This is a genomic window from Nonomuraea sp. NPDC005692, assembly GCF_040631115.1.
Classification (GTDB): domain Bacteria; phylum Actinomycetota; class Actinomycetes; order Streptosporangiales; family Streptosporangiaceae; genus Nonomuraea.
In genome coordinates this window covers 390,797-412,993 of the sequence record NZ_JBEXYU010000005.1, presented here as the reverse complement: position 1 = coordinate 412,993, position 22,197 = coordinate 390,797, and the positions used below count along the sequence as shown (strand labels likewise).

General features: G+C 73.2%; 19 protein-coding genes. 7 read left to right on the top strand and 12 right to left on the bottom strand.

Annotated features, from left to right (window positions below; genetic code table 11):
• Positions 1-32 precede the first annotated feature (32 nt).
• Entirely contained in the window at positions 33-521 is a 489-nt protein-coding gene (locus ABZ459_RS14925) for a helix-turn-helix domain-containing protein (RefSeq protein ID WP_357970534.1), read from the bottom strand.
• Between the two features lie 69 nt (positions 522-590).
• Here ABZ459_RS14925 and ABZ459_RS14920 point away from each other — a divergent pair, with 69 nt between their 5' ends.
• Complete coding sequence (locus ABZ459_RS14920) at positions 591-2,021, top strand: MFS transporter (protein WP_357970530.1); 1,431 nt, start codon at positions 591-593, stop codon at positions 2,019-2,021.
• Here the strand turns inward: ABZ459_RS14920 and sigJ are convergent.
• From sigJ to ABZ459_RS14900, 4 genes are all read right to left on the bottom strand, one after another.
• Positions 2,018-2,899 (bottom strand): RNA polymerase sigma factor SigJ, encoded by an 882-nt coding sequence (gene sigJ / locus ABZ459_RS14915; RefSeq protein ID WP_357970527.1) that lies wholly within the window; start codon positions 2,897-2,899, stop codon positions 2,018-2,020. The genes ABZ459_RS14920 and sigJ overlap by 4 nt on opposite strands.
• 57 nt (positions 2,900-2,956) lie before the next feature.
• Positions 2,957-4,249: an ArsB/NhaD family transporter gene (locus tag ABZ459_RS14910; protein WP_357970525.1), complete on the bottom strand. Its 1,293-nt coding sequence runs from the start codon at positions 4,247-4,249 to the stop codon at positions 2,957-2,959.
• A gap of 174 nt (positions 4,250-4,423) precedes the next feature.
• Positions 4,424-5,209 carry a hypothetical protein gene (locus ABZ459_RS14905; RefSeq protein WP_357970523.1) on the bottom strand — a complete coding sequence of 262 codons (786 nt, stop codon included), beginning with the start codon at positions 5,207-5,209 and terminating at the stop codon, positions 4,424-4,426.
• 258 nt (positions 5,210-5,467) lie between these two features.
• Complete coding sequence (locus ABZ459_RS14900; RefSeq protein ID WP_357970520.1) at positions 5,468-8,206, bottom strand: AAA family ATPase; 2,739 nt, start codon at positions 8,204-8,206, stop codon at positions 5,468-5,470.
• 102 nt (positions 8,207-8,308) lie between these two features.
• Between ABZ459_RS14900 and ABZ459_RS14895 the strand changes: the two genes are divergently transcribed.
• Together ABZ459_RS14895 and ABZ459_RS14890 are read left to right on the top strand one after the other, a co-directional pair.
• Positions 8,309-8,923 (top strand): LysE family translocator, encoded by a 615-nt coding sequence (locus tag ABZ459_RS14895; RefSeq protein ID WP_357970517.1) that lies wholly within the window; start codon positions 8,309-8,311, stop codon positions 8,921-8,923.
• A 3-nt stretch (positions 8,924-8,926) separates the two neighbouring features.
• Positions 8,927-9,466: a TetR/AcrR family transcriptional regulator gene (locus ABZ459_RS14890; RefSeq protein WP_357970515.1), complete on the top strand. Its 540-nt coding sequence runs from the start codon at positions 8,927-8,929 to the stop codon at positions 9,464-9,466.
• Positions 9,467-9,496: 30 nt separating this feature from the next.
• Here ABZ459_RS14890 and ABZ459_RS14885 read toward each other — a convergent pair whose 3' ends face one another.
• The 6 genes from ABZ459_RS14885 to ABZ459_RS14860 are packed head-to-tail and all read right to left on the bottom strand — an operon-like array spanning position 9,497 to position 18,084.
• The gene (locus ABZ459_RS14885; protein ID WP_357970512.1) at positions 9,497-10,693 is read right to left on the bottom strand and encodes a hypothetical protein; all 1,197 of its coding nucleotides are present in this window, start codon (positions 10,691-10,693) and stop codon (positions 9,497-9,499) included.
• Between the two features lie 9 nt (positions 10,694-10,702).
• The gene (locus ABZ459_RS14880; protein ID WP_352349473.1) at positions 10,703-11,083 is read right to left on the bottom strand and encodes a Rid family detoxifying hydrolase; all 381 of its coding nucleotides are present in this window, start codon (positions 11,081-11,083) and stop codon (positions 10,703-10,705) included.
• A gap of 9 nt (positions 11,084-11,092) precedes the next feature.
• Positions 11,093-12,169, bottom strand: coding sequence for an alanine racemase (locus tag ABZ459_RS14875; RefSeq protein WP_357970509.1), 1,077 nt, complete (start codon positions 12,167-12,169; stop codon positions 11,093-11,095).
• 43 nt (positions 12,170-12,212) lie between these two features.
• Positions 12,213-13,742, bottom strand: coding sequence for an amidohydrolase family protein (locus ABZ459_RS14870; RefSeq protein WP_357970507.1), 1,530 nt, complete (start codon positions 13,740-13,742; stop codon positions 12,213-12,215).
• Positions 13,743-13,750: 8 nt separating this feature from the next.
• The gene (locus tag ABZ459_RS14865; RefSeq protein ID WP_357970504.1) at positions 13,751-17,428 is read right to left on the bottom strand and encodes a DUF4153 domain-containing protein; all 3,678 of its coding nucleotides are present in this window, start codon (positions 17,426-17,428) and stop codon (positions 13,751-13,753) included.
• Positions 17,425-18,084 (bottom strand): response regulator transcription factor, encoded by a 660-nt coding sequence (locus tag ABZ459_RS14860; protein WP_357970677.1) that lies wholly within the window; start codon positions 18,082-18,084, stop codon positions 17,425-17,427. The genes ABZ459_RS14865 and ABZ459_RS14860 overlap by 4 nt, the downstream gene beginning before the upstream one ends.
• 96 nt (positions 18,085-18,180) lie before the next feature.
• Here ABZ459_RS14860 and ABZ459_RS14855 point away from each other — a divergent pair, with 96 nt between their 5' ends.
• From ABZ459_RS14855 to ABZ459_RS14840, 4 genes are all read left to right on the top strand, one after another.
• Positions 18,181-19,035 carry an arylamine N-acetyltransferase gene (locus tag ABZ459_RS14855; RefSeq protein WP_357970501.1) on the top strand — a complete coding sequence of 285 codons (855 nt, stop codon included), beginning with the start codon at positions 18,181-18,183 and terminating at the stop codon, positions 19,033-19,035.
• 39 nt (positions 19,036-19,074) lie between these two features.
• The gene (locus ABZ459_RS14850) at positions 19,075-20,142 is read left to right on the top strand and encodes a protein kinase (RefSeq protein ID WP_357970498.1); all 1,068 of its coding nucleotides are present in this window, start codon (positions 19,075-19,077) and stop codon (positions 20,140-20,142) included.
• Positions 20,139-21,563, top strand: a complete 1,425-nt coding sequence (locus tag ABZ459_RS14845; protein WP_357970496.1) for a glycosyltransferase family 39 protein — start codon at positions 20,139-20,141, stop codon at positions 21,561-21,563. Before ABZ459_RS14850 ends, ABZ459_RS14845 begins: the two co-directional genes overlap by 4 nt.
• 105 nt (positions 21,564-21,668) lie before the next feature.
• Positions 21,669-21,860 (top strand): hypothetical protein, encoded by a 192-nt coding sequence (locus tag ABZ459_RS14840; protein ID WP_357970494.1) that lies wholly within the window; start codon positions 21,669-21,671, stop codon positions 21,858-21,860.
• 25 nt (positions 21,861-21,885) lie between these two features.
• On the opposite strand, the gene ABZ459_RS14835 is transcribed toward ABZ459_RS14840, so the two are convergent.
• Positions 21,886-22,197: a DUF3817 domain-containing protein gene (locus ABZ459_RS14835; RefSeq protein ID WP_357970492.1), complete on the bottom strand. Its 312-nt coding sequence runs from the start codon at positions 22,195-22,197 to the stop codon at positions 21,886-21,888.

Genomic DNA, 22,197 nt, shown 5'->3' with positions numbered 1-22,197 from the left:
CCGTCCTCGCGGGCCCGCCTCCACCAGGTCGGTCAGCGCAGGCCCGCGAGCACGCCGCGCGCGACGGCCTCCCGCCCGGCCTCCTCCTCGGCCGCCGCCGCCTGCTCGGCCGCCACCCGTACGTCGTAGGCGGCGCGGGCCGTGGCGATCTCGCCCTGGTGCTCCTCGGTCCAGGTGACCAGGGCGCGGATGGTGGCGTGCAGCGTGCCGCCGAGTGGCGTCAGCGCGTAGTCCACGCGGGGCGGCACGGTCGGGTGGACCGTACGGCTCACCAGGCCGTCGCGCTCCAGGTGACGCAGGGTCCTGGTCAGCATGCGCTGGCTCACGCCCTCGATCATGCGGCGCAGCTCGGTGAAGCGCAGGCTGCGCCGGTCGAGCAGCGCGATCACCTGGAGCGACCACTTGTCGGCGATCCGGTCGAGGATCTGCCTGACCTCGCAGTCCTCCCGCTGGTCCCATTGCAGCACGTCGTAGTCGGTATCCCCGCAGTGACCGAGGGACATCGAAGTTCCGTCTTCCATGGCTCCTCATGGTGACCAAAAATGCTGCTGGTTACAAGAAGGAACCGACCATTATGGAAGGAATGCACCATGTCTCCCTCGTCTCCCTCGAACGACCGCATGGGGGCACGCGCGTGGAGCGCGCTGTTCGTCCTGGCGGGGGCCGTCTTCCTGGAAGGCATCGACGTGGCCATGCTCAACGTGGCGCTGCCGTCGATCCGCGCCGACCTCGGCCTGTCCACCGGCACGCTCAGCGGCGTGGTCAGCGCGTACGTGCTGGGCTACGGCGGGTTCATGCTGCTGGGCGGCCGGGCCGCCGACCTGCTCGGCCACCGCCGCATGTTCCTGACCTGGCTGACGGTGTTCCTGCTCTTCTCCGGCCTGGGCGGGTTCGCGACCGAAGGGTGGATGTTGCTGGTCGCCCGCTTCGTCACCGGGGTCGCCGCCGCGTTCATGGCGCCCGCCGGGCTGGCGCTGGTCACCGGCAACTTCCCCGAGGGCCCGCAGCGCACCAAGGCACTCGGCGTGTACGCCGGGACCGCGGCGGGCGGCTTCTCGCTCGGCCTGGTCGCCGGCGGCCTGCTGGCCTCGATCGGCTGGCGCTGGGTGTTCTTCGCCCCCGTGGTGCTGTCGGCGGTGATCCTGCTGGCCGCCGTCCCGCTGGTCAAGGACTCCGGCGAACGGGCGCGGGGCTCGTTCGACCTGGCCGGGGCGCTGACCATCACCGGCTCGATGTTGCTGCTCGTCTACGGCGTGGTCCGCCTGGAGGCGCCCGCGGACGGCTCCGGCACCACCATCGCTGTGTTCGCCGCCGGGCTGCTGCTGCTCGCCCTGTTCGTGCTGATCGAACGCCGCTCGTCCAACCCGCTGGTCCGGCTGGACATCCTGCGCTCGGGGCCGCTCGTCCGGGCCAACCTGGGCGCGCTGCTGTTCCTGGCCTCGTTCGCCGGGTTCCAGTTCCTGGCCACGCTCTACCTCCAGGAGGTGCGCGGCTGGAGCACCCTGCAGACCGGCCTGGCCATGCTGGTGATCGGCATCGACACCGTCCTGGCCCCCACGCTCACGCCGCGCCTGGTGAACAGGTTCGGCAACGCCCGCGTGCTGTTCGGCGGGATCGTGCTGTCGGCGCTGGCGTACGCGCTGTTCCTGCCGGTCGGCCCCGACTGGACGTACGCCGCCATGCTGCCCACCATGCTCCTGCTCGGCCTGGCCTTCTCGCTGACCTACGGTCCGCTGACCATGGCCGCGACCGAGGGCGTGGAGGAGGACCGGCAGGGCCTGGCCGGCGGCCTGCTCTACACGGCGATGCAGTTCGGCACCGCGCTCGGCCTGTCGGCGGTGACCGCCGTGAACGTGGCCGCGCTCGGCGGGGGCGCCGCGCCGACCCTGGACTCGCTGCGGACCGCCCTGGCCGTCCCGGTGGCCGCCGCGGTGGCGGCCGTGCTGGTGACCGCGTTCGGCCTGCGTGCCCGCGCCGCCGCCGCGCCCGTCGAGAGCCCGGTGCCCGAGGCCGTCGGCTAGGACGGGTCCGGTCCCGGTTCCTTCCGAACCCGGGAGAGCTTGTCGGGGTTCGCGACCGTGTAGATGTCGCGAACCTGCGACCCGTCGGAGGTCAGATCGACGACCATGACGGCGAACGGCGCGTTCTCCACGAACACCACCGCCGAGGGATCCCCGTTGGTCTCCCGGTACTGGATGTCCAGCCCTTCCATCGGCTGCGCGGTGCGCGCGACGAGCAGCCGGGCCACCTTGTCGCGGCCCCGGACCGGACGCGGCCCGCCCACCACGGACTTGCCGCCGCCGTCGGCCCACAGGGTCACCTCCGGCGCCAGCAGCTCCATCAGCGCGTCGAGGTCGCCGCCGAACGCCGCGGCCACGAACCGCTCGGTCACCTCCTGCTGGACGTGCGCGTCCACCCGGTTGCGCGGGCGCCGGGCCTGGACGTGCTCGCGGGCCCGGTGCGCAAGCTGGCGTACGGCGGCGGGGCTGCGGCCGAGCATGCCGGCGATCTCGGTGTGCTGGAAGGCGAACACCTCGTGCAGGATGAACACGGCCCGCTCCAGCGGGGTCAGCGTCTCCAGCACCACCAGCAGGGCCAGCGACACCGACTCGCCCCGTACCACGTCCTCCGCCCCGTCGGCATCGGTGACCAGCGGTTCGGGCAGCCACGGCCCGACGTAGGTCTCGCGGCGGCGGCGCAGCGCGGACTGGTGCGCGAGCGCCTGGTTCACGGCGATGCGCACCAGGTAGGCGCGGGGGTTGCCGATCTCGTCCGGGTTCCTCGACGACCAGGCCAGCCAGGTGTCCTGGAGCACGTCCTCGGTGTCGGAGACGCTGCCGAGCATGTTGTAGACGATGGAGAACAGCAGCTCCCTGTGGCCGCCGAAAACGTCCGTCATTCCAGGCATCATGTCCTTTGAGAGCCTTCGCGGCCCCCGGGTGTGACATGACCTGCGTCACACCAGGTAACGCAGCCACAGGTACGGCGTCGCCAGCGCGACCGTCGTCACCGTGACGATCAGGCCGTACTTCGTGAACTGCCAGAAGCTGATCGGGGTGCCGTTGCGGGCGGCGATGCCGAGGATGACCACGTTCGCCGCCGCGCCCACGGCGGTGGCGTTGCCGCCGAGGTCGGCGCCGAGCGCCAGGGCCCACCACAACACCTGCGCCGGCCCCTCGCCGCCGTTGGCCTGGACGAGGTCGGCGACGATCGGGCTCATGGTGGCCACGTACGGGATGTTGTCCACGATGGCGGAAAGGCCCGCCGAGGCCCAGAGCAGGACCATCGTCGTCAGCCCGAGCTGACCGTGCGTGGCCTGCGCGGCGGCCTGGGAGACCTGGGCGATGACCCCGGTCTCCACCAGCGCCCCGACCATGACGAACAGCCCCGCGAAGAACACCAGCGTGGGCCACTCGACCTCGGCGATCGCCTCCTCGGTGGTCACCTTGGTGAGCGCCACCAGCACGCCCGCGCCGAGCAGCGCCACCACCGACGGCTCGTAGTGCAGCACGGGATGCAGCACGAACGCCGCCATCACCACCGCGAGCACGGTCAGCGACTGCCACAGCAGCCTGCGGTCGGCGATGGCCTCGCGCTCGTCGAGCGTCATGATCTCGGCCGCCAGCTCGGGGTCGTAAATGAACGACCGGCGGAACATCACCCGGCACAGCCCGATGAAGACCACGATCAGCACCACGATCAGCGGGGCCAGGTGCGCGAGGAAGTCGTTGAAGGTCAGCCCGCCGCGGCTGGCGATGATGATGTTGGGCGGGTCGCCGACCAGGGTGGCGGTGCCGCCGATGTTGGACGCCATCGCCTCGGCGATGAGGAACGGCGCCACCGGCAGCGCCAGCCGCTCGCAGACCAGGAACGTCACCGGCGCGATCAGCAGCACGGTGGTCACGTTGTCCAGCAGCGCCGACGCGCCCGCGGTGATCAGGATCAGTAGCACCATGAGCCGGAACGGTCGCCCTCTTGCCCGTTTGGCGGCCCAGATGGCCAGGAACTCGAAGACGCCCGTCTGTTTCAGCACGCCGACGATGACCATCATGCCGAGCAGCAGGAAGATGACGTTCCAGTCGATGCCGGTGTGCTCGTCGAAGAAGGCCGCGCCGCCGTCGGTGGCGTGCAGCACCAGCATGATCCCCGCGCCGCCGAGCGCCGCGGCGACCCGGTGCACCTTCTCGGTGGCGATCAGCGTGTACGAGACGAGGAAGACGGCGACCGCCAGCCACGCGGTGACGGTCACGGCGGGCCACCCGGGAAAGCCTTCAAGGAGAACTCCACGATCGACGACGGAATCGCCGACCAGACTTCCCGGCACACCTCAGGACAACTTACCAAGAGGCGCGGCCGGACGGGACCGGCGCACTGGCCGCCCGTACGGGGCCAGGCACCGGTCGCGCCCGGTGAGGCGGCTGGGTCAGCCGACGTTGAACTGCCCCTTGAAGCCCGCGTGCAGCACGCTGCCGGACGAGCCCGAGGCGCACGTGCCCGAACCGCCGACCAGGCTGGTGTCGAACCGGCCGGTGAACGTCTTGCCCCTGAACGGCCCGGACTGGATCGTCCCCGACACCTTGGCCGTGTCGTGCACGATCTCGACGATACGCGCGGCGGCCTTGCTGGTCTGCCTGGTGCCCCTGATGGTCCAGTCGATGGTGACCGTGCCGGTGCCCGTGGGCGCGGCGGTCCCGGCGGCGGCGGCGCGGTCGCGGATGACGCCGTCGGACTGCCCCCAGCGCTCGCGGTCGTAGACGATGCGGTCGGCCAGGTTGCGCTCGTCCTGGTCGTGGATGATGCGGTCGGCCAGGCTGTGGCCCTCGCGGTTGTAGACGATGCGGTTGGACAGGCTGCGGTTCTCGGCGTCGCGGTTGCCGAACACGCGGTCGAAGGCGTTGCCCTCGCCGGACGGGCGCCCCCTCGTGATGGTGCGTCCGCCGCAGCTCGGGTTCACGCCGTTGAAGCTGGCTCTGAGCCGGGCCGCGGTGACGCCCGTGCCGCTGCGGTCGACGCAGTTCCACGGCTCCCGGCGGCTGACGGAACGGTCAGGGTGCAGCAGCCGCTGCGCCCCGGGAATGTACTGTGCCTGGCCGGACACGGTGCAGGAGATCACGGCCGCGGCGTGCGCGGCCCCCGGGACGACGGCCGGAGCCAGTACGGTCAGCCCGGCGGCGGCCAGGGCGGGCAGTGACGTGGCGAGAATGGGCATGACTGCTCCTTTTCGAGGCAGGACGGGTCGGCGCATCGGGCCGACCTGTCATGACAGGACGGGTCGACGCGAGCCGCCGGCCGGGCCCGCCATCGCTCTCCGGTGAGAGGTCCCGATCTCGGACGCTACGAGGCGAACCGCAAACATCGCCCCAAATGGCCGCACGTGGCGTCCCAGATGTACGGACTCACCCCTGCCTGTCCCGCCATCGGCCGTCCGGCAGCGCGGGCGAGGAAGCCCGGCAGCCTGAGCCGGGGATCAGAGGAGGTCGTGCGCGCGGGCGGCGGCGGCCGCCTGGGTACGGGTGGAGACCTCCAGCTTGCCCAGGATGTTGGAGACGTGCACGCTCACCGTCTTCTGCGCGATGAACAGCCGCCCGGCGATCTCCTTGTTGGTCAGCCCCTCGGCGACCAGCCGCAACACCTCGACCTCGCGCGCGGTGAGCCCGCCCTCGGCCTGCCCGCCGCCGAACCGGGCCCGCCTGCCGAACTCCAGCAGCGCGGCCTCCAGCGGCGCGGCCCGCAGCCGGCCGGCCGCCTCCTTGGCCAGGGCCCACTCCTCCTGCGCCGTCTCCCGCTCACCGGCCGCGAGCAGCGCCTCGGCCAGCCGCCAGCGCGCCCTGGCCACCTCGTAGACGAAGCCGAAGTCGAACGCCGCGACCACCTCACGCCACAGCGCGACGTCGAGCCGCCCGTGGAGGCGATGCCAGTCGGCCTCCACCCGCAGCGCCCACGCCTGCCCCTCGGGGCCGAGGTGGCCGCCGTCGCCGGTCGGCCCCTTCGTCGCGGCGAACCGGGCGCGGGCCAGCAGGTCGTCGGCCCCCTCCGTGGTGCCCAGCTCGGCCATCGCCCACAGGCTGACGGCGGCCAGCCGCAGCGTGCCGGACTCGCCCTCGTCGAGCGTGGCCATGGCCGCGTGGGCGTGGTCGAGCGCGGCGGCCGGGTCGCCGTTCCACAGGGCGTGCTCGGCGGCCATGCCGCGCGACATGTACGTCGCCAGCGGGTCGTGCCAGAACGGGCGCAACCACCCCAGCCGCGCCTCGACCGCGGGCAACCCCCGCCCCACCTCGATGAACAGGGCGAACGACGACAGGATGGCCTCCGACAACGTGCCCACCCGCGCGCCGAACCCGGCCGCCACCGCCTCCGCGGCGTCCCACTCGCCCGCGACGTAGTGGATGAGCAGGCGCAGGAAGCGCAGGTCGGTGCCGTAGGTGCTCCAGTTGAGGCCGGTGTGGACGGCCAGCTTGATGCCGTCGTCGGCGACCTCGGCGGCCTGGGCCAGCAGGCCCTGCTCGTAGTGGATGCGGGCGTGGTGGAAGCGGGCCCGCAGGTCCATCGCCAGATCGCCGGTCTCCCGGGCGGAGGCGCTCTCGACCAGCGAATGGGCGCGGGCGACGTCGCCCCGCTGCTCGACGTAGCTGGCCAGCGTGAGCAGCGCGCCCACCTCGGCGTCGACGGCGCCGCAGGCGCGGGCCGTGTCCAGGGCGCGCGCGGTCAGCGGCTCGACCTCGTGGTGACGCGGCGTCCACAGCAGCGTACGGGCCTGCGTGGCGAGGGCACGGGCGAGGCTCGGCTCGTCTTCGGCGCTCTCGACCGCGCGCTCGGCCGCCGCGATGGCGCCGGGCGGGTCGTTGGTCTCGAAGAGGTAGTACGCCAGCCGCTCCTCGACCTCGGAGGTCGAGGGCAGCGCGCGCAGCCGGTGGACCGCCCGGTGGTTGTCGCCGCTGTCGGCCGCCGCGACGGCGCTGCGGAAGGCCAGCACGACCCGGCTCTCCCCGGCCAGCCCGGCGGCGCCCTCGACGCGGTCCCACAGGCCGAGCGCCTGGTCGTAGTGGTTGTGGGCCTCGGCGGGCGCGCCCAGCCGCTCGGCCTCGCGGCCCGCCTGCGCCGAGGCCGCGAGCGCCCCGGCCAGGTCGTGGCTGGCGAGGTGGTGGTGGGCCAGCTCGGCGGGCGAGGTGAGCAGGCGGGCGAAGTCGGCGTGGAGCCTCGTGCGCTCGCCGGGCAGCAGGTCGGTGTAGACGGCCTCCTGCAGCAGGGCGTGGCGGAAGGCGTAGCCGTGGCCCTGCACCTTGAGCAGGCCGCGCGAGACGATCTCCCTGACCGCCTCCTCGAACTCGGCCAGCGGCAGCCCCGCCACCTCGCGCAGCAGATCGTCCTCCACCCGGCGGCCGGCCACCGCGGCGGCGCGCAGCACCCGCTGCCCCGCCTCGGACAGCACCTCGACCCGCGACAGCAGCAGGCTGGCCAGCCCGTCGGGCAGGCTGTCGCCCTCGGACATGGCCGCGAACAGCTCTTCGGCGTAGAACGGGTTGCCTTCGGCGCGCGAGACGATGAGCCCGAGCTCCTGCGCGTCGACCCGCCCCAAAGTGGTGACATAGTCCGACATTTCGCCGGATTCCAGCGGGCCGAGTTCCACGTTCGTCACCGACGGCAGCCGCTTCAGCTCGGCCAGCACCGCGCGCAGCGGATGGCGGCGGTGGAGGTCGTCGGTGCGGTAGGTGCCGGCCACGCAGACGCGCTCGCTCTGGAGCATGCGGCTGAGGAAGACCAGCAGGTCACGGGTGGAACGGTCGGCCCAGTGGAGGTCTTCGATCACGAACAGCACCGGCTGGACGTCGGCCAGCAGCCCGAGCAGCGACCCGAACAGCCGCTGCTGGGTGAGCCCGGCCGACGGCGCCCCGCTCTCCCGGCCGGGCAGGAGCTGGCCCAGCATGGGATGGGCGGCGACGGCCTCGCGTACGCCGGGCTCTGCCCCGCGCAGCGCGTCGGCCAGCGGCAGGTAGGGCAGCGCGTCGCCCAGCTCGGCGCACTGGCCGACCATGACGTGGAAGCCGCGCTCGCGCGCCTCGGCGACCAGCTCACCGACCAGGCGTGTCTTGCCGATCCCCGCGTCGCCGCCGACGAGCGCGACCCCGGCCGTGCCGTCGGCCGCGGACTCCAGCACACGCACGAGCTTGGACAGCTCGGCCGAGCGCCCGACGAGAAGACCGTTCACGCCAGCAAGTGTGCCACGCGCCTGTGACATTCCATTGGTCCGCCCGACCGCCGCGGAATTGGCCCTCATCGTCATACCGGCCCCACTCTACGCTGCTCTTTCGTGATCTCCTTGACGACTTTCGTGCTCTTCACGGCGGCCTCGCTCACCCTGGTGGTCGTCCCCGGCCCCAACCACCTCTACATCGCCGCGAGGGGCCTGGCCCAGGGCAGGGCCGCCGGGCTGGCCAGCGCGCTCGGCGTGGAGACCGGGACGCTGGTGCACATCGCCGCCGCCGCGGCCGGGCTCTCGTACGTGATCTCGCGGTCGGCCACGCTGTTCGCGGTCGTCAAGTGGGTCGGCGTGGCCTACCTCGTCTACCTGGGCGTGCGCGCCTTCACCGCCAAGGACGCGCAGGCCGGGACGCCGCCCGTGCAGCCGCTGTCCAAGGTGTTCCTCGAAGGGGTCCTGGTCAACGTGCTCAACCCCAAGGTGGCGCTGTTCTTCGTGGCCTTCCTCCCGCAGTTCGTTGACCCCGGCGCCGGCTCGCCGGCGCTGCAGATCGTCGTGTTCGGCCTGACGCTGCTGCTCCTGGGGTTCGTCTCCGACGTCGTGTACGCCCTCACCGCCGGCACCCTCGGCGCCCGCCTGACCAGGGGCGCCAAGGCTCTGCGGTACGTCAGCGGCGTCGTCTACCTGGGGCTCGGCGTGGCCATGGCGTTCGCCGGGAGAAAATGACCTATGGCGCCGAGGAAGCAGCAGGAGATCTTCGACGCGACGCTGTGGATGGTCGCGGAGAAGGGCTACGACGGGCTGACCGTCGAGGGGGTCGCCGAGCGCTCGGGGGTCAACAAGACGACGATCTACCGGTGGTGGCCGTCCAAGGCCGCGCTGCTGGGCGCCGCGCTGGTCGAGTCGGACGTGCTGGCGATCGAGCCGCCGGACACCGGGTCGTTCCGGGGTGACCTGGTGGCGCTGGTCGAGCAGGTCGGGCGGCTGCTCACCGAGCCGCCCGGCAGCGACATCGCGGTCGCGGCACTGGCCGCCGCCGTGCGCCATCCCGAGCTCGACGCCCGCCGGTTCTTCGCCGACCGGTTCGCGCGGGAAGGCGTGGTGTTCGAGCGCGCGGTGCGGCGGGGTGAGCTGAGCGCGTCGGCCGACCCGTTGCTGATCATGGATCTGCTGGCCGGGGCCGTGTGGATGCGCACGGTCTTCCGCGGCCTGCCCCTGCCCGGCGGCTACGCCGAGAAGGCCGTCTCGGCCCTGCTCGACGCCTTCTGAGCGGCTGCGCGTGATGTGGGGCCTGGTGGATCAGCCGGCGGCGGCCAGGGCGGCCGGGATGCGGTCGAGCACCGGGTGCGGCACCAGACCGTAGGCGTAGAAGTCGACCGCCAGCGCGCCCGCCGCCTTCGCGCCCCTGGCCTTGGCCACCAGGCGGTCGGTCGAGTCGCTGTCGGGGTAGCCGGGCCGCAGCACCGCGCGCACCTCGCGGTCCTTGCCCACCGACCGCAGGTACGCGCCCACGTCGTCGGCCACCCGCGCCGCGTCCCGCGCGTACGCCAGCACGCCGAAGGCGGGCACCAGGTCGCCCAGCGCCACCAGGTCCACGCCGAGCTGCCAGGCGTCGTGGGCGGCCAGGCCCGGCGTCGGCAGGCCGTCCCGGTAGCCCTTCACCGCCCCCGTCGAGTCGATGAAGACCAGCTTGGAGCCCTCCTCGGCGACCGCCGAGGACACCTCGGAGACCAGCGTGGTGACGGTCTCGGAGCGCGCCCGCGCGTACGCCACCACCTCGGGCCCGGCGTAGGCGGTGAGCGCCGCCCTGGTCACCTCGCCCTGCGCGGCCGGGTCGCCGTCGAAGACGCCGCCCACGATCCGCGCGCACTCCTCGCGCGCCACCTCGGCGTTCACGCCCAGGTCGGTGGCCCGGCGCATGCAGTAGTCGCAGAAGCAGAGCCCGAACAGGAACGAGTCCATGGGGCCGAGCTGCACGAAGGAGCGCTGCGGCTCGACCGGCGTGAAGTGCAGCGCCTCGGCGACCACGCTCTCGACGCCCAGCCGGGCCACCGCCCTGGCCAGCGCGACGGAGTATTCGCGCACGTCGGGATGGGCCGGGCACAGGTCGATGAGCGAGCCGCGGTCGCCGAAGCAGTCGCGCACGGTCACGTCGGGGTGCTCGTTGCCGAGCGTGGCGTTGCGCAGGAAGACCGTCCAGCCGTGGAGCTTCAGGCCGCGCCCGGCGCACGCCTCGCGCAGCCCGTCGAGGGCGTGGACGTGGCCGGGCACGGGAGCGAGCCGGAGCCCGTCGAACAGCTCGGCCGGCGGGGTGAAGTGCACGCCGTCGTGCCTGACGGTCAGCCGGGACAGTCCGTGCGGGGTGACGTCGCGCGCGGCGTGGTGGACGGCGCCGACCGTGACCCCGCCCACGCCGTACGCGCTGATCCTGTCGAGCACCCGCTCGACGCCCTCACCGTGCAGGTCCTCGGCGAAGACGTATACCGAACTGTCCACGTGCAGACCTTACGCGCTCTTGTGCGCGACGAAGTCGATCTCCACCAGGATGTTCATGAGCTGCGAGCCCACCGTCGTCCGCACCGGGTACGGCTGGGTGAAGTACGACTTGTACACCTCGTTGTACGCGGCGAAGTCCTCCTTCACGTTCTGGAGGTGGACCGTCGACTTCACGACGTCGTCGAAGCCCAGGCCGTGGGCGGCGAGGATGGCCCCGAGGTTCTTCATGACCTGGTGGGTCTGGGCGGCCACGTCGTCGCCGACGATCTCGCCGGTGTGCGGGTCGAGCGGGCCCATGCCGGAGGTGAACACGAAGTCGCCCACCACGAGCCCCTGGGAGTACGCCCCGACCGGCGCGGCGCCCTCGGTGGTCTTGAGCTCTTTCTTCACGGAATCTCCCTAGAAATCGGTGTGAATCGTGCCGACGACACGGTAATCCCGGTCCACCAACGGCAGCACGCGCCACTTGTCGAACGCGGTGCACGGGTGTGAGATCCCGAAGGCCAGCAGGTCGCCCGGTTTGAGCCCGTCGGCCCGGACGACGGTGTGCTGGTCCTGCATCTTCGTGATCGTGACGCCGCTCCGGCGCGGCACCGGCAGGCCCTCGTCGTAGGGCGCGTCGCGCTTGCCCATGCCCACGATCGCGAGGCCCGGCTCGGGCGTGGACAACACGTGCGCCCACACCTCGAGAGCCGGCCGCAGCTCGCCCTCGATCCGGTTGAACGGCGTGCGCTCCCGGTAGTAGCCGTCGTCGTGGGTGACGTACGCGCCGCTGCGCAGCAGGATCCTGGCGTGCGTGGTGACCAGCTCGCGCCCGATCACGTCGAACCACTGGCTGCCGCCGATCGTCAGGATCGGGTTGCGCACGCGGACGTGCTCGACGGCCTCCTGCAGCCCGCCCAGGTAGCGCCGGACCTCGTCGGCGCTCTTCAGCGCCCCTTCGTACCCGGCGACGCCGGCCAGCTCGACGCCGGGCGTCTCCTGCGCGTACGCGGCCACCTTCAGCAGCTCGTCGAGGGTGCGGCAGCCGGCTCGTCCGCCTTCGTGCCCGAGCTCCACCAGCACCCGGAACGGCCGGGTCGAGGCGTGCCGGGCGAGGATGTCCACTCCGGCCTCGGAGTCGACGAAGCTGAGGAAGTCGAAGGCGGGGTCGCGGTCGAGCTCTCCGGCGGCCCAGGTCAGCCCGGCGGTGTCGACGACCTGGTTGGCCACCATGATCCGGTCGCCGCCGTAGCCGCGGGCGATCCTGGCCTGCCGGGTCGTGGCGACCGTCAGCCCCCAGGCGCCCGCTTCGAGCTGCATCGCGGAGATCTCTGGCGACATGTGCGTCTTGACGTGCGGAGCCAGCTCCATGCCGTGGTCGCGGGCGAAGGCCGCCATCGTGGCCACGTTGTGCTCCAGCGCGTCGCGGTGCACGATCATCAGTGGAAAGCCGAGCTCGCCGTCGAGGACGGACTGCCCAAGGATCACCTGCACGACATCCCCCTTTTATCCGCGTCTGACCTTATCCCAGGCGGGATCAGCGTGATCGAAGCGCCCGTCCGGGACGGGCCCCGGTCAGCTCGCCGCCGGTCAGCACCCGTACGCCGGACACGAGCACGTCGTCCACGCCGTGCGCGGGGGTGCGCGGATCGGCGTACGTCGACCGGTCCGACACCGTGAGCGGGTCGAACACCACCAGGTCGGCGACGTACCCGCCGCGTACCAGCCCGCGCCGGTCGAGCCCGAACCGCCGGGCCGGGTGGGAGGCCAGGTGCACGGCCGCCTGCTCCCACGTCCAGTCGCCCAGCTCGCGGACGTGCCGGCCGAGGAACCTGGCGAAGGCCCCGAACCCGCGCGGATGCGGATGACCGCCCACGTAGATGCCGTCGGAGCCGCCGGTGTGGGAGGGATGACGCAGGATCCGGCGTACGGACTCCTCCCCCGCCGGGCCCTCGTCGGGACGGGCCGAGACGCACCCGGCCTCCAGCCGCGTCTCCACCAGCAGGTGGCGGCAGAACGCGGCGGGCGTCATGCCGGCCTGCTCCGCGGCGTCCGGCAGGGCGAGCCCTTCGGCCCACTCCAAGCCGGGCGCGTGGGAGACGGTCAGCCGGGGGTAGACCTCGCCGAGCCCCGCCCACCAGTCGTCCAGCTCGGGCGAGGCGATCATCTCCAGCGCCGCGTCGGTGTCGGCGCCCGGCACGGACGGCGGCAGCACCACCATGGCCAGGATCGTGCTGCCGCGCAGGTAGGGATAGGTGTCGAAGGTGAGGTCGACGCCCTCGTCATGCGCCTTGCCGACCAGCGGCAGCAGCACGTCGGCCGGCCCGTGCAGGTGGGAGACGTGCACGGCCGCGCCCGACCGACCGGCGATGTCCACGACCTCCGCCATGCCGACCCCGGCGTTCGCGCCGTAGGCCCGCATGTGGGTGACGTACGGCAGGCCGCCGAGCGGCGCGCACAGAGCGGCCAGCTCGGCGGCGTCGGCGTAGCGGCCCGGCAGGTACTCCAGCCCGCTGGACAGCCCGACCGCGCCCTCGGACAGGCCGCGCTCGACCCGCTGGACCATCGCGCCCAGCTCCGCCCGCGAGGCCGCCTCCGGCGAGGGCCCGAGGACGTCGTAGCGGATCGTGCCGTGCGGCAGCAGGTAGGCCGTGTTCACCGCCACCGCGCGGTCGTAGCCGTCGAGCAGCTCGGCCACGCTCAGCGGGCCCTCGTGCAGGGCGCCGTTGACGGCGGCGAAGTAGCGGGAGGCGTAGGCGACGGTCTCGGCCGACCCAGGCGCGAAGGACAGACCATCCTGCCCCAGGACGAACGTGGTCACCCCCTGCCGCAACGCCGCGAGCTGCACGGCGGGGTCGAACACGGCGGCGTCGCCGTGGGCGTGGCAGTCGACGAAGCCCGGCGCGACGAACCGGCCGGTCGCGTCGATCACCGTCGCCGCCTGCGCGCCGCCCAGCCTGCCGACCGCCGCGACCTCGTCGCCCGCGATCCCCACATCCGCCCGGTACGGCGGCGCGCCCGTGCCGTCGAGCACCCGGCCGCCGCTGATGACTACGTCGAACCTCACACCAAGATTCAATCAGAGCCGCGTGAGGACGCCGATGGGCACGTGATCGGGCGGGCGACGGGCCGCTCGGCCAGCAGGTCCCTGGCACGGGCGCGGGCGAGGTTCCAGCCGTTCCACGGGTCGGGGCGGTCGAGCCCGTTGGCGCGGACGACGTCGGCCAGCACGCAACTGCGCTGCGGCTCGGGCAGCCGGTCGATCGCGGGCACGGCCTCCGCGCCGAGGTCGCCCAGGTAGTCGGAGTCCATGTTGGTCACGCCGCGCACCTCGACCTGGGTCTGCGCGACCTGGAGATCGGGGTTCACCATCGCGAACGCCCCCAGGCCGAGCCCGGTGACCAGGACGACCGTGCGCGGCAGCCAGCCGGAGCCGCGGCCCGCCAGGCGTACCGCCCCGGCCAGCAGCACCAGCGCGAACAGCGCGCCCAGCCACCACACCGTGGCCTGCACCGAGATCCGCAGCCGCGACAGGCCGTAGGCGTCGGTGTAGAGGCTCATCCGGTGCAGGGCCGAGGCCAGCACCACCATGGTCAGCCCGCACAACACGCCCAGCATGACGGCCAGCAGCCAGCGCTCGCCGCGCTCGGTCCGCAGCAGCCCCCCGGCCACCGCGACGATGCCCAGCACGAACACGCTGACCACCACGAGCTGGAAGAACCCCTGCCTGGCGTACTCGGCGTAGGTCAGGCCCGCCGTCCTCAGCACCCAGCCGTCGCCGCCGAACAGCACCCTGATCTGGACCGCCACGAACGCCGAGAACAGCAGGTTCACCCCGACCAGCGGCACCAGCCACACGCTCCTGCTCACGCCGAACTTGTGCTCCGGGCCGACCGGGTCGATCACCGGCCGCAGCGCGACCAGCACCGTGGCGGCCAGCAGCACGGCGACGAACCCGAAGACGAAGATCCGCGAAGGCACCGAGTCGGCCCAGGCCGGGGTGCTGGTCAGGCGCTCGACGTACGAGGCGAACACCGCGTCGGCCGAGGCGAACAGCAGCCCGAACACCAGCACCAGCACGACCGTGATGCCGAGCCCCGCGAGCACCGGCAGGATCCGCCGCCTGGCGGTCAGCTTCCGCAACGGCCCGGCGAGGAACCACGGCACCGGACCGAGCGCGAGCACCACGGACATGCCGCCCCTGATCACGCCCAGCCATCCCGCCCCCGCCCCGGACACCGCCAGCGCGCCCAGCCCGGCCCCCGCCATGAGCAGGATCGCGACCAGCCAGTCCGCGTCGCGCACGGCCGCCATGGAGATCAGCCAGTACGCCGTCATCCCGAACGCCAGCGTCCAGGGGGTCATCCTGCGCAGCGCGGCCGGCAGCGCCGCCGCGCCGAGCACCATGGCGACGAGCACGATCCCCAGCCCGACCTGCGCGTCGGGCAGCGCCACGGCGGCGAACACGCCCGCGCCGGCGGCGGCGGGCAGCAGCCAGCGCGGCGCGGCGGGCAGCTCGGGCCTGGGGAAGAGCGGCGGCGGCACGTACACCTGGCCACCCCCGGCCCCGCCCCCTGCCTGGGGCCCAGCCGGACCCCCGCCACCGGCCGGGCCCCGGCCCGCCCCCTGGTAGGCACCTTGGTAGGCCGCCGTCCTGCGCGCCGAGCCCGCGCCCAGCGCGATGCCGAGCGCGCCGCCCAGGGCGGTCACCATGACGAGGGTGACGAGCGCGAGGCCGTCGCCGAGGGTCATCGAGACCAGCACGGCCGCGAACAGGCCGCCCAGGAAGCCGACGATCACCCCGAGGATCCCGCCGCCGACCATCCTGGCAAGCCCTCCACTCCCCACCGCCGCCGGAGCCGCACCCGCCGGCGCGGAGTGCACCGGACCGGCCGCCGCCGACCCTCCGGCCCCCACCGGCACCCCGGGCCGCGTCGACGCCCCCGACCCCGCGGGCACCCCGGCCCCTGCGGTGACGCCGGCCCCTACGGGGATGCCGCTGCTTGTGGGCGCCCCAGCCGCTGCAGGGGTGCCAGCCCTTACGGGCACCCCGGGCCCTGCGGCGGCCCCTACGGGCACGCCGGCCCCTACGGGCTCGCCGGACGCTGCGGGGATGGGGGACCCGGTGGGGATGCCGCCTGTGGGGATGCCCACTCCTGAGGAGATGCCACCTGTGAGGGCGCCGGCCCCTGCGGGAGCGCCATCCCCCGCGGGAATGTCGGCCCCTGTGGCTGCTCCAGACCCTGTGGGCGAGCCGGGCCCTGTGGGAGAGCCGGACCCTGTGGGAGAGCCGGACCCTGTGGGCGAGCCGCTCCCTCGCGGTGTGCCGGACGCCGCGAGCGGGCCGGAGCCCGTCGTTGCCGGGGCGGGCTGCGGCGCATCCTCGGCCGTGGCCGGCCGGACCGGTGTTCCCGACGTGGCCACGCCCAGACCCGCCATCGCGGCCTGACCGGCCGTCGTTCCGGGGCCCGCCGTCATGCCGTGGCCCGCCGTCGTTCCGGGGCCCGCCGTCATGCCGGGGCCCGCCGTCGTTCCGGGGCCTGCCGTGATGCCGTTGCCTGCTGTCGTGTCTGGATCCGCCGTCGTGTCCGGGGCCGCCGGGGTGCCGGGGGCCGTCGTGGTGGGCGGGGGCGCCGGGGTTGGGACGGCGGGTGGGGGGTGGCCGTCGCCGGTTGCCAGGGGTGCGTCGGCCGGGGGAAGCGCGTCCCCCAGGCGGTCGTCGCGCCCCCGGTCCGCCCCCATGTGGAACGGTGTGTCCGTCATCGTCGTCCTTCCTGGTAGATCGACGACCATGCGGCACCCCGCGCAGTCCTCGATGCGGATCGACCCCCCGTGCAGCTCCACGACCTCCTTGACGATCGCCAGGCCCAGCCCCGCGCCCCCGGAGTCGGCCGCACGTCCGGCGTCCAGCCGGGAGAACCGTTCGAACACCCGCCCCCTGGCCGTCTCCGGGATGCCCGGCCCCTGGTCGGCCACCACCACCCGGGCCCCGTCCCGCTCCGCGCCGCACGCCACCGTCACCACGCCCCCGGGAGGGCTGTGCCGTACGGCGTTGTCCAGCAGGTTCGCCAGCACCTGCGCCAGCAGGTCGGGATCGGCTCGCACCCCGAGCCCGCCGGGCACCGACGCCTCGATCGTGACGTCCTCGCGGGCCAGCGACGCCTCCCGCACGGCCTGCTCGACCAGCGGCGCCAGCGCGACGGCCTCGGGCTCGATCAGCCGGGTGCCGGAGTCGAGCCTGGACAGGTCGAGCAGCTGGGCGACCAGGCGGCCGAGCCGTTCGGTCTGGGCGAGCGCGGTCCTCATGGTGACCGGGTCGGGCGCGGAGACGCCGTCCACGACGTTCTCCAGCACCGCGCGCAGGCCGGTGATGGGGGTGCGCAGCTCGTGGCTGACGTTCGCGACGAGCTCGCGCCGCTGCCGGTCCACCTCGCCGAGGTCGGCGGCCATCGCGTTGAACGCCCTGGCCAGCTCGCCCACCTCGTCCCGCGAGGTGGCGCTGACCCGCAGGCCGTAGCTGCCCTTGGCGATCGTCTGGGCGGCCCTGGCCATCTGACGAAGCGGCTTGGTCATGCCCATGGCCAGCACCTGGACCATGATCAACGCGAGGATGACCGCGACCACGATCCGGACGTCCCGGGTGAACCCGGCGTTGAGCCCCACCTCGTTCACCACGAACGCGGTGCCCACCGCCAGCACGATGACGATGCCCAGCTTGACCTTGATGCGGCCGAGGAAGTCGAGCGGCCTCATTGCCGGACCAGGGCGTAACCCACGCCGTGGACGGTGCGCACCACGTCGGAGCCGAGCTTGCGGCGCAGCGCGCGGACGTGGCTGTCCACGGTCCTGGTCGCGGCGGCCTCGGAGAAGCCCCACACGTCCGACAGCAGCCGGTCGCGCTCGAAGACCTGCCCGGGCCGCTCGGCCAGCCGCCGGAGAAGGTCGAACTCGGTCCTGGTGAGCTGGGCCTCGATCCCGCCCACGAACACCCGGCGCGCGGCCGTGTCGATCTCCACCTCGCCCACCCTGATCACGGTGTCCTCGACGGCGAGCTGGGCGGCCCGCTCGACCCGGCGCAGCAGCGCGTGGATCCTGGCCACCAGCTCGCGCATGCTGAACGGCTTGGCCAGGTAGTCGTCGGCCCCCACCCCCAGCCCGACCAGCACGTCGGTCTCCTCGCCGAGCGCGGTCAGCATGAGGACGGGCACCGGGCGCAACGCCTGCATCCTGCGGCACACCTCCAGCCCGTCCAGACCGGGCAACAGCCGGTCGAGGATCACCAGGTCGGGCTCCGCCTTCCCGTACTGGACCAGGGCGTCCTGCCCGTCGCCCGCCACCCGGACGTCGAAACCCTCGGCGGCCAGCCTGTTCCGTACGGCCAGGGCGATCGTCACATCGTCCTCGACCACGAGGACGCACCGCTGCTCTGCCACGTACGAAAGCCTAGAAGTGCGCCGTGCAGACGACACTCCATAATTTGTGCACATCTGGTGCAGACTTGCCGCGTGAACACCGCTGGCTACCTCAGCCGTCTGGGCCTGTCCCACCTGATAGGCGCCCCCGCGAGCGCCGAAAGCCTGCGCGCGCTGCACGTCGCGCACGTCGAGAAGGTCGCCTACGAGGCGCTGGAGATCTGGCTCGGCCGCCCCACCTCCCTCGATCCCGTCGAGTCCGCCGAGCGCATCATCAGGGGCCGCGGCGGCTACTGCTACCACCTGAACGGCGCCTTCTCCGAGCTGATCAGGAGCCTCGGCTACGACGTGACCAGGCACGTCGGCGGCGTGCAGAACCCCGGCAGCGAGCCCGGCGTCACCGGCAACCACCTCGTGCTGACCGTGCGCGGCCTGCCGAGCCAGGACAACCCGGGCGGCGAGTGGCTGGCCGACCTCGGCCTCGGGGACGGCGTGCACGAGCCGCTGCCGCTGGTCGCGGGCGCGTACCGGCAGGGGCCGTTCACGTACGTCCTGCGGCCGTCGCAGGTCGCGCCCGGCGGGTGGCGGTTCGACCATGACCCGAGCGGTTCGTTCGTAGGGATGGATTTCGAGCGGACCCCAACGGAGATGTCCGCCTTCGTTGATATGCACAACCATTTGTCGACGTCGCCATCGTCGGGGTTCGTGCGCACCGCCGTCGTGCAGAGGCGGGACGCGTCGGGCGTGGACACGCTGCGCGGGCTCGTCCTGACCCGCGTCGGCGCCGGCAGCCACTCGATCACCCTGGAGACGGCGCGCGACTACTTCGCGGCGCTCGCCGACGTGTTCTCGCTGACCTTCGACGACCTGACCGAGCAGGACGAGGAGCGGCTCTGGAGCAGGCTGCACGACGCCCACGAGGCGTGGCTGACCGGCCGGACCGCGTGATGGCCGGGCGGGCCGGGCGAGCGCTATCGTGCACTCGACATGGCTGAGACCAGGAAGCTGGCCGGGCGCTACCGGCTGCTCAACCCCCTGGGCGCGGGGTCCGTACGGCTGGCCTTCGACGAGACGGAACACCGCGACGTCGCGGTCAGAGAGCTGCGCGTCCCGCCCGAGCTGCGCGAGTCCGCGCTGCACGAGGCGCGCAGGGCCGCCGGGCTGCGGCACGCCTCGATCGCCCGGGTGCTCGGCGTGCTGGTCGAGGACCGGACGCCCTGGCTGGTCATGGAGTTCGTCTCGGGAGTGTCGCTGGAGCAGGCCGTGCGCGCGCGGCAGCCGCTGCCCGTCGTCCAGGTGGCCAGGATGGGCGTCTGCGTGTTGTCGGCGCTGTCGGTGGCGCACGCGGCCGGGATCGTCCACGGGCAGGTCAGCCCCGGGAACGTGCTGCTGACCGGCACCGGGAGGGCGGTGCTCACCGGGTTCGGGGTGCCGAGCCTCAGCATGCGGCCCTCGGCCGACCTGTGGTCGCTGGCCGCCACGCTGCACTTCGCCGTCGAGGGCCGCCCGCCCGGCCAGGTGCCCGCCGAGGGCGCCGACCCGCTGCGGTCGCTGATCCGCGCCATGCTGCACCCCGCCGGGTCGCCGCCGGTGGAAGTGGTCCGCGAGACGCTGGAGAGGCTGGCCCTCGACCAGCCGCTCGACCAGGTCGTCCGCGCCCTTGGACCGCTCCCGCCGGCCGAGGTGGCCGAGATCGGGCTCGCCCTGCTCGACCAGCTCCAGGCCAGGGGTGGCCATCACGGAGCGGTGCAGCCGAGCGGCGTGCTCATCTCCGACCAGGGGAGAGCCACGCTGGTCGCCCCGCTGCGGTCGGGGACCGTCCCGGCGTACACGGCTCCGGAGGGGGTGGCGAGCCCGGCCGCCGACCTGTGGTCCCTGGGCGCCACCCTCTTCATGGCCGTGGAGGGGGTGCCGCCCGCGCCGGGGGCGTCGCTGGCGCGGGCCGGGGCGCTGGCTCCCGTCCTGGTGCGCCTTCTGTCCGGCAACCCGGCCGACCGTCCCGCCCCCGAAGCCCTGCGGCACGAGTTCCGGGCGGTCATGGGCCCGCGCCGATGACCCGCGCGCCCGTCCTGCCGCGCCCCGCCGGCGCCGGTGTCGCCACGCGGGACGCCGGCCGGTGGTGGCCGGTCGTGCCCGCGGCCGTCGCCGCGGCGACCGGGTTCTGGGGGCTCTGCGGGCCGTCGTTGTGGCGGGACGAGTCGGTCAGCGCGCTGGTCGCGCGCATGCCGTTCGGCGAGCTGCGCCGCTTCCTCGCCGACCTCGACGCCGTCCACGCCCTCTACTACCTGCTCCTGCGGCCCTTCGCCGCCCTTCCCTGGCCGCCGGAGATCGCCGTCCGCCTGCCCTCGGTGCTCGCCTTCACGGCCGCCGCCCTCGGGGTCGCGGCCCTGGGCCGCCGCCTGGCCGGCACCCCCGCCGGCCTGTACGCGGGCCTCCTGTACGCCCTCACCCCCATCGCCGCCCGGTACGCCCAGGAGGCCCGCTCCTACGCCCTGGTGAGCGCGGTCGCCGTGCTGGCCACGTGGCTCCTGGTCAAGCTGCTCGACCGTCCAGGCGCGGCGGTCTGCGCGGCCTACGGCGCGAGCGTGGCCCTGCTCGGCTGGCTGCACCTGTACGCCCTGCTGCTCGTCCCCGCCCACCTGCTCACCGCCTGGCTGCCCGCCCTCCGCCGCCGGCTCACCGCGAACCGGCCGCCGGTCGCCGTGCGGTCATCGGTCGCGGTCGGCGCGGCGGGAGCGGCGCTCGTGCCGCTGCTCCTCCTGGCCGCCGGTCAGCGGGACGCCCAGGTGTTCTGGCTCAGGACCCCCGGCTGGACCGAGCTGGCCGCCTTCCCCGGCGAGGTCGCGGGGGCGGGGGCGGTCGTGCTGTTCGCCGCCGCCCTGTGGGGAGCCGTACGCGTCCCGGCCGTGGCGGTGTGGGCGATCTTGCCGGTGGCGCTCTCGTTCGCGATCTCCCAGGTCCAGCCCGTCTACCATCCGCGTTACGTGCTCTTCGCGGTCCCGCTGCTCGCCTTGCTCGCCGGGATCGGCCTGGCGGGGGTGCGGTGGCGGGCCGTGCCGGTCGCCGTCCTGGTCCTGTTCGCCGTGCTGGTGTTCCCCGCGCAGGCGGCGATGAGGCAGCCCGCCGCCCGTCCCGACGACCTGCGTACGCTGGCCGCCACGCTGGCCGCGGAGGAGCGTCCGGGCGACCGGGTGCTGTTCGTGCCGCAGCGTTTCCGGCTGTTCGTGGCCGTGTACGGCGCCCCGTACGACCGCCTGACGGACCTGACCCGCGCGCCCGGCGCGCCCGGCCCGCGCACGGCCGCCGAACTGGACGCGGCCCTGAAGGGCGTGGACCGGGTGTGGGTCATCTCCCCCAGGATCGGGACGAAGTACGCCGACGACGAGCGCTACCGCACCCTCAAAAGAACGCTCGTCCCAGGACAGACCCGCACATACGGCTCGATCCACCTCACCCTCTGGTCCCGCAACAATTGAGATACATCGCGTCATGGAACCTCAGGCACGGGTCCACTCGTTGGACGGGCGACGCAGAATGTGGGAGAGGCGGGGCGCGGGCTCCGCGTTCGGAGGAAGCCAGGGATGTCGCCCATTCAGAAGTACGTCATCGGCGCAGGCGCCGCGGTTCTGCTCTCGCTGATCTTCTTGCCGGGCTGGATCACCCTGCTGGTGGTGCTCGGCGCGGTCGCGGCGCCGGTGGTCGGCTACCTCATGCTCGACCCGTCGCAGCGCGAGCGGCTCAAGCGGGCCCGCAGGCGCGGGATCGGCGGCTGAGGCCCGCGAGCCGCGGCGGGGGCCGTCAGGCCCTCGCCGCGCTCAGCTCGGTGCGCACCCGGTTGTGCACCCTGCGCTCCACGTAGAACGACAGGAACGGCACCGTGCCGCCGAGCATGACCCCGAGCATGTACGGCCAGCTCCAGCGCGCCTTCATGCCCAGGTTCATGACGGTGATGAGGTAGATCATGTACAGGCCGCCGTGGATGGGCGCGACGATCTTCGACAGCTCCGCGGCGCCGAAGCCGTAGCGCAGCACCATGGCGACGCACAGGATGAGCAGCATGACGCCGACCACGTAGGCGAGCACCCGGAAGGGCTTGAGAGCCGATTCCAC

What these genes read in the sequence shown, in the direction of transcription:
- sigJ (WP_357970527.1), bottom strand. Translation starts at nt 2,899, where the DNA reads ATGACGGACGTTTTCGGCGGCCACAGGGAGCTGCTGTTCTCCATCGTC.
- ABZ459_RS14925 (WP_357970534.1), bottom strand. Translation starts at nt 521, where the DNA reads ATGGAAGACGGAACTTCGATGTCCCTCGGTCACTGCGGGGATACCGAC.
- ABZ459_RS14865 (WP_357970504.1), bottom strand. Translation starts at nt 17,428, where the DNA reads ATGAGGCCGCTCGACTTCCTCGGCCGCATCAAGGTCAAGCTGGGCATC.
- ABZ459_RS14890 (WP_357970515.1), top strand. Translation starts at nt 8,927, where the DNA reads ATGGCGCCGAGGAAGCAGCAGGAGATCTTCGACGCGACGCTGTGGATG.
- ABZ459_RS14845 (WP_357970496.1), top strand. Translation starts at nt 20,139, where the DNA reads ATGACCCGCGCGCCCGTCCTGCCGCGCCCCGCCGGCGCCGGTGTCGCC.
- ABZ459_RS14905 (WP_357970523.1), bottom strand. Translation starts at nt 5,209, where the DNA reads ATGCCCATTCTCGCCACGTCACTGCCCGCCCTGGCCGCCGCCGGGCTG.
- ABZ459_RS14850 (WP_357970498.1), top strand. Translation starts at nt 19,075, where the DNA reads ATGGCTGAGACCAGGAAGCTGGCCGGGCGCTACCGGCTGCTCAACCCC.
- ABZ459_RS14920 (WP_357970530.1), top strand. Translation starts at nt 591, where the DNA reads ATGTCTCCCTCGTCTCCCTCGAACGACCGCATGGGGGCACGCGCGTGG.
- ABZ459_RS14840 (WP_357970494.1), top strand. Translation starts at nt 21,669, where the DNA reads ATGTCGCCCATTCAGAAGTACGTCATCGGCGCAGGCGCCGCGGTTCTG.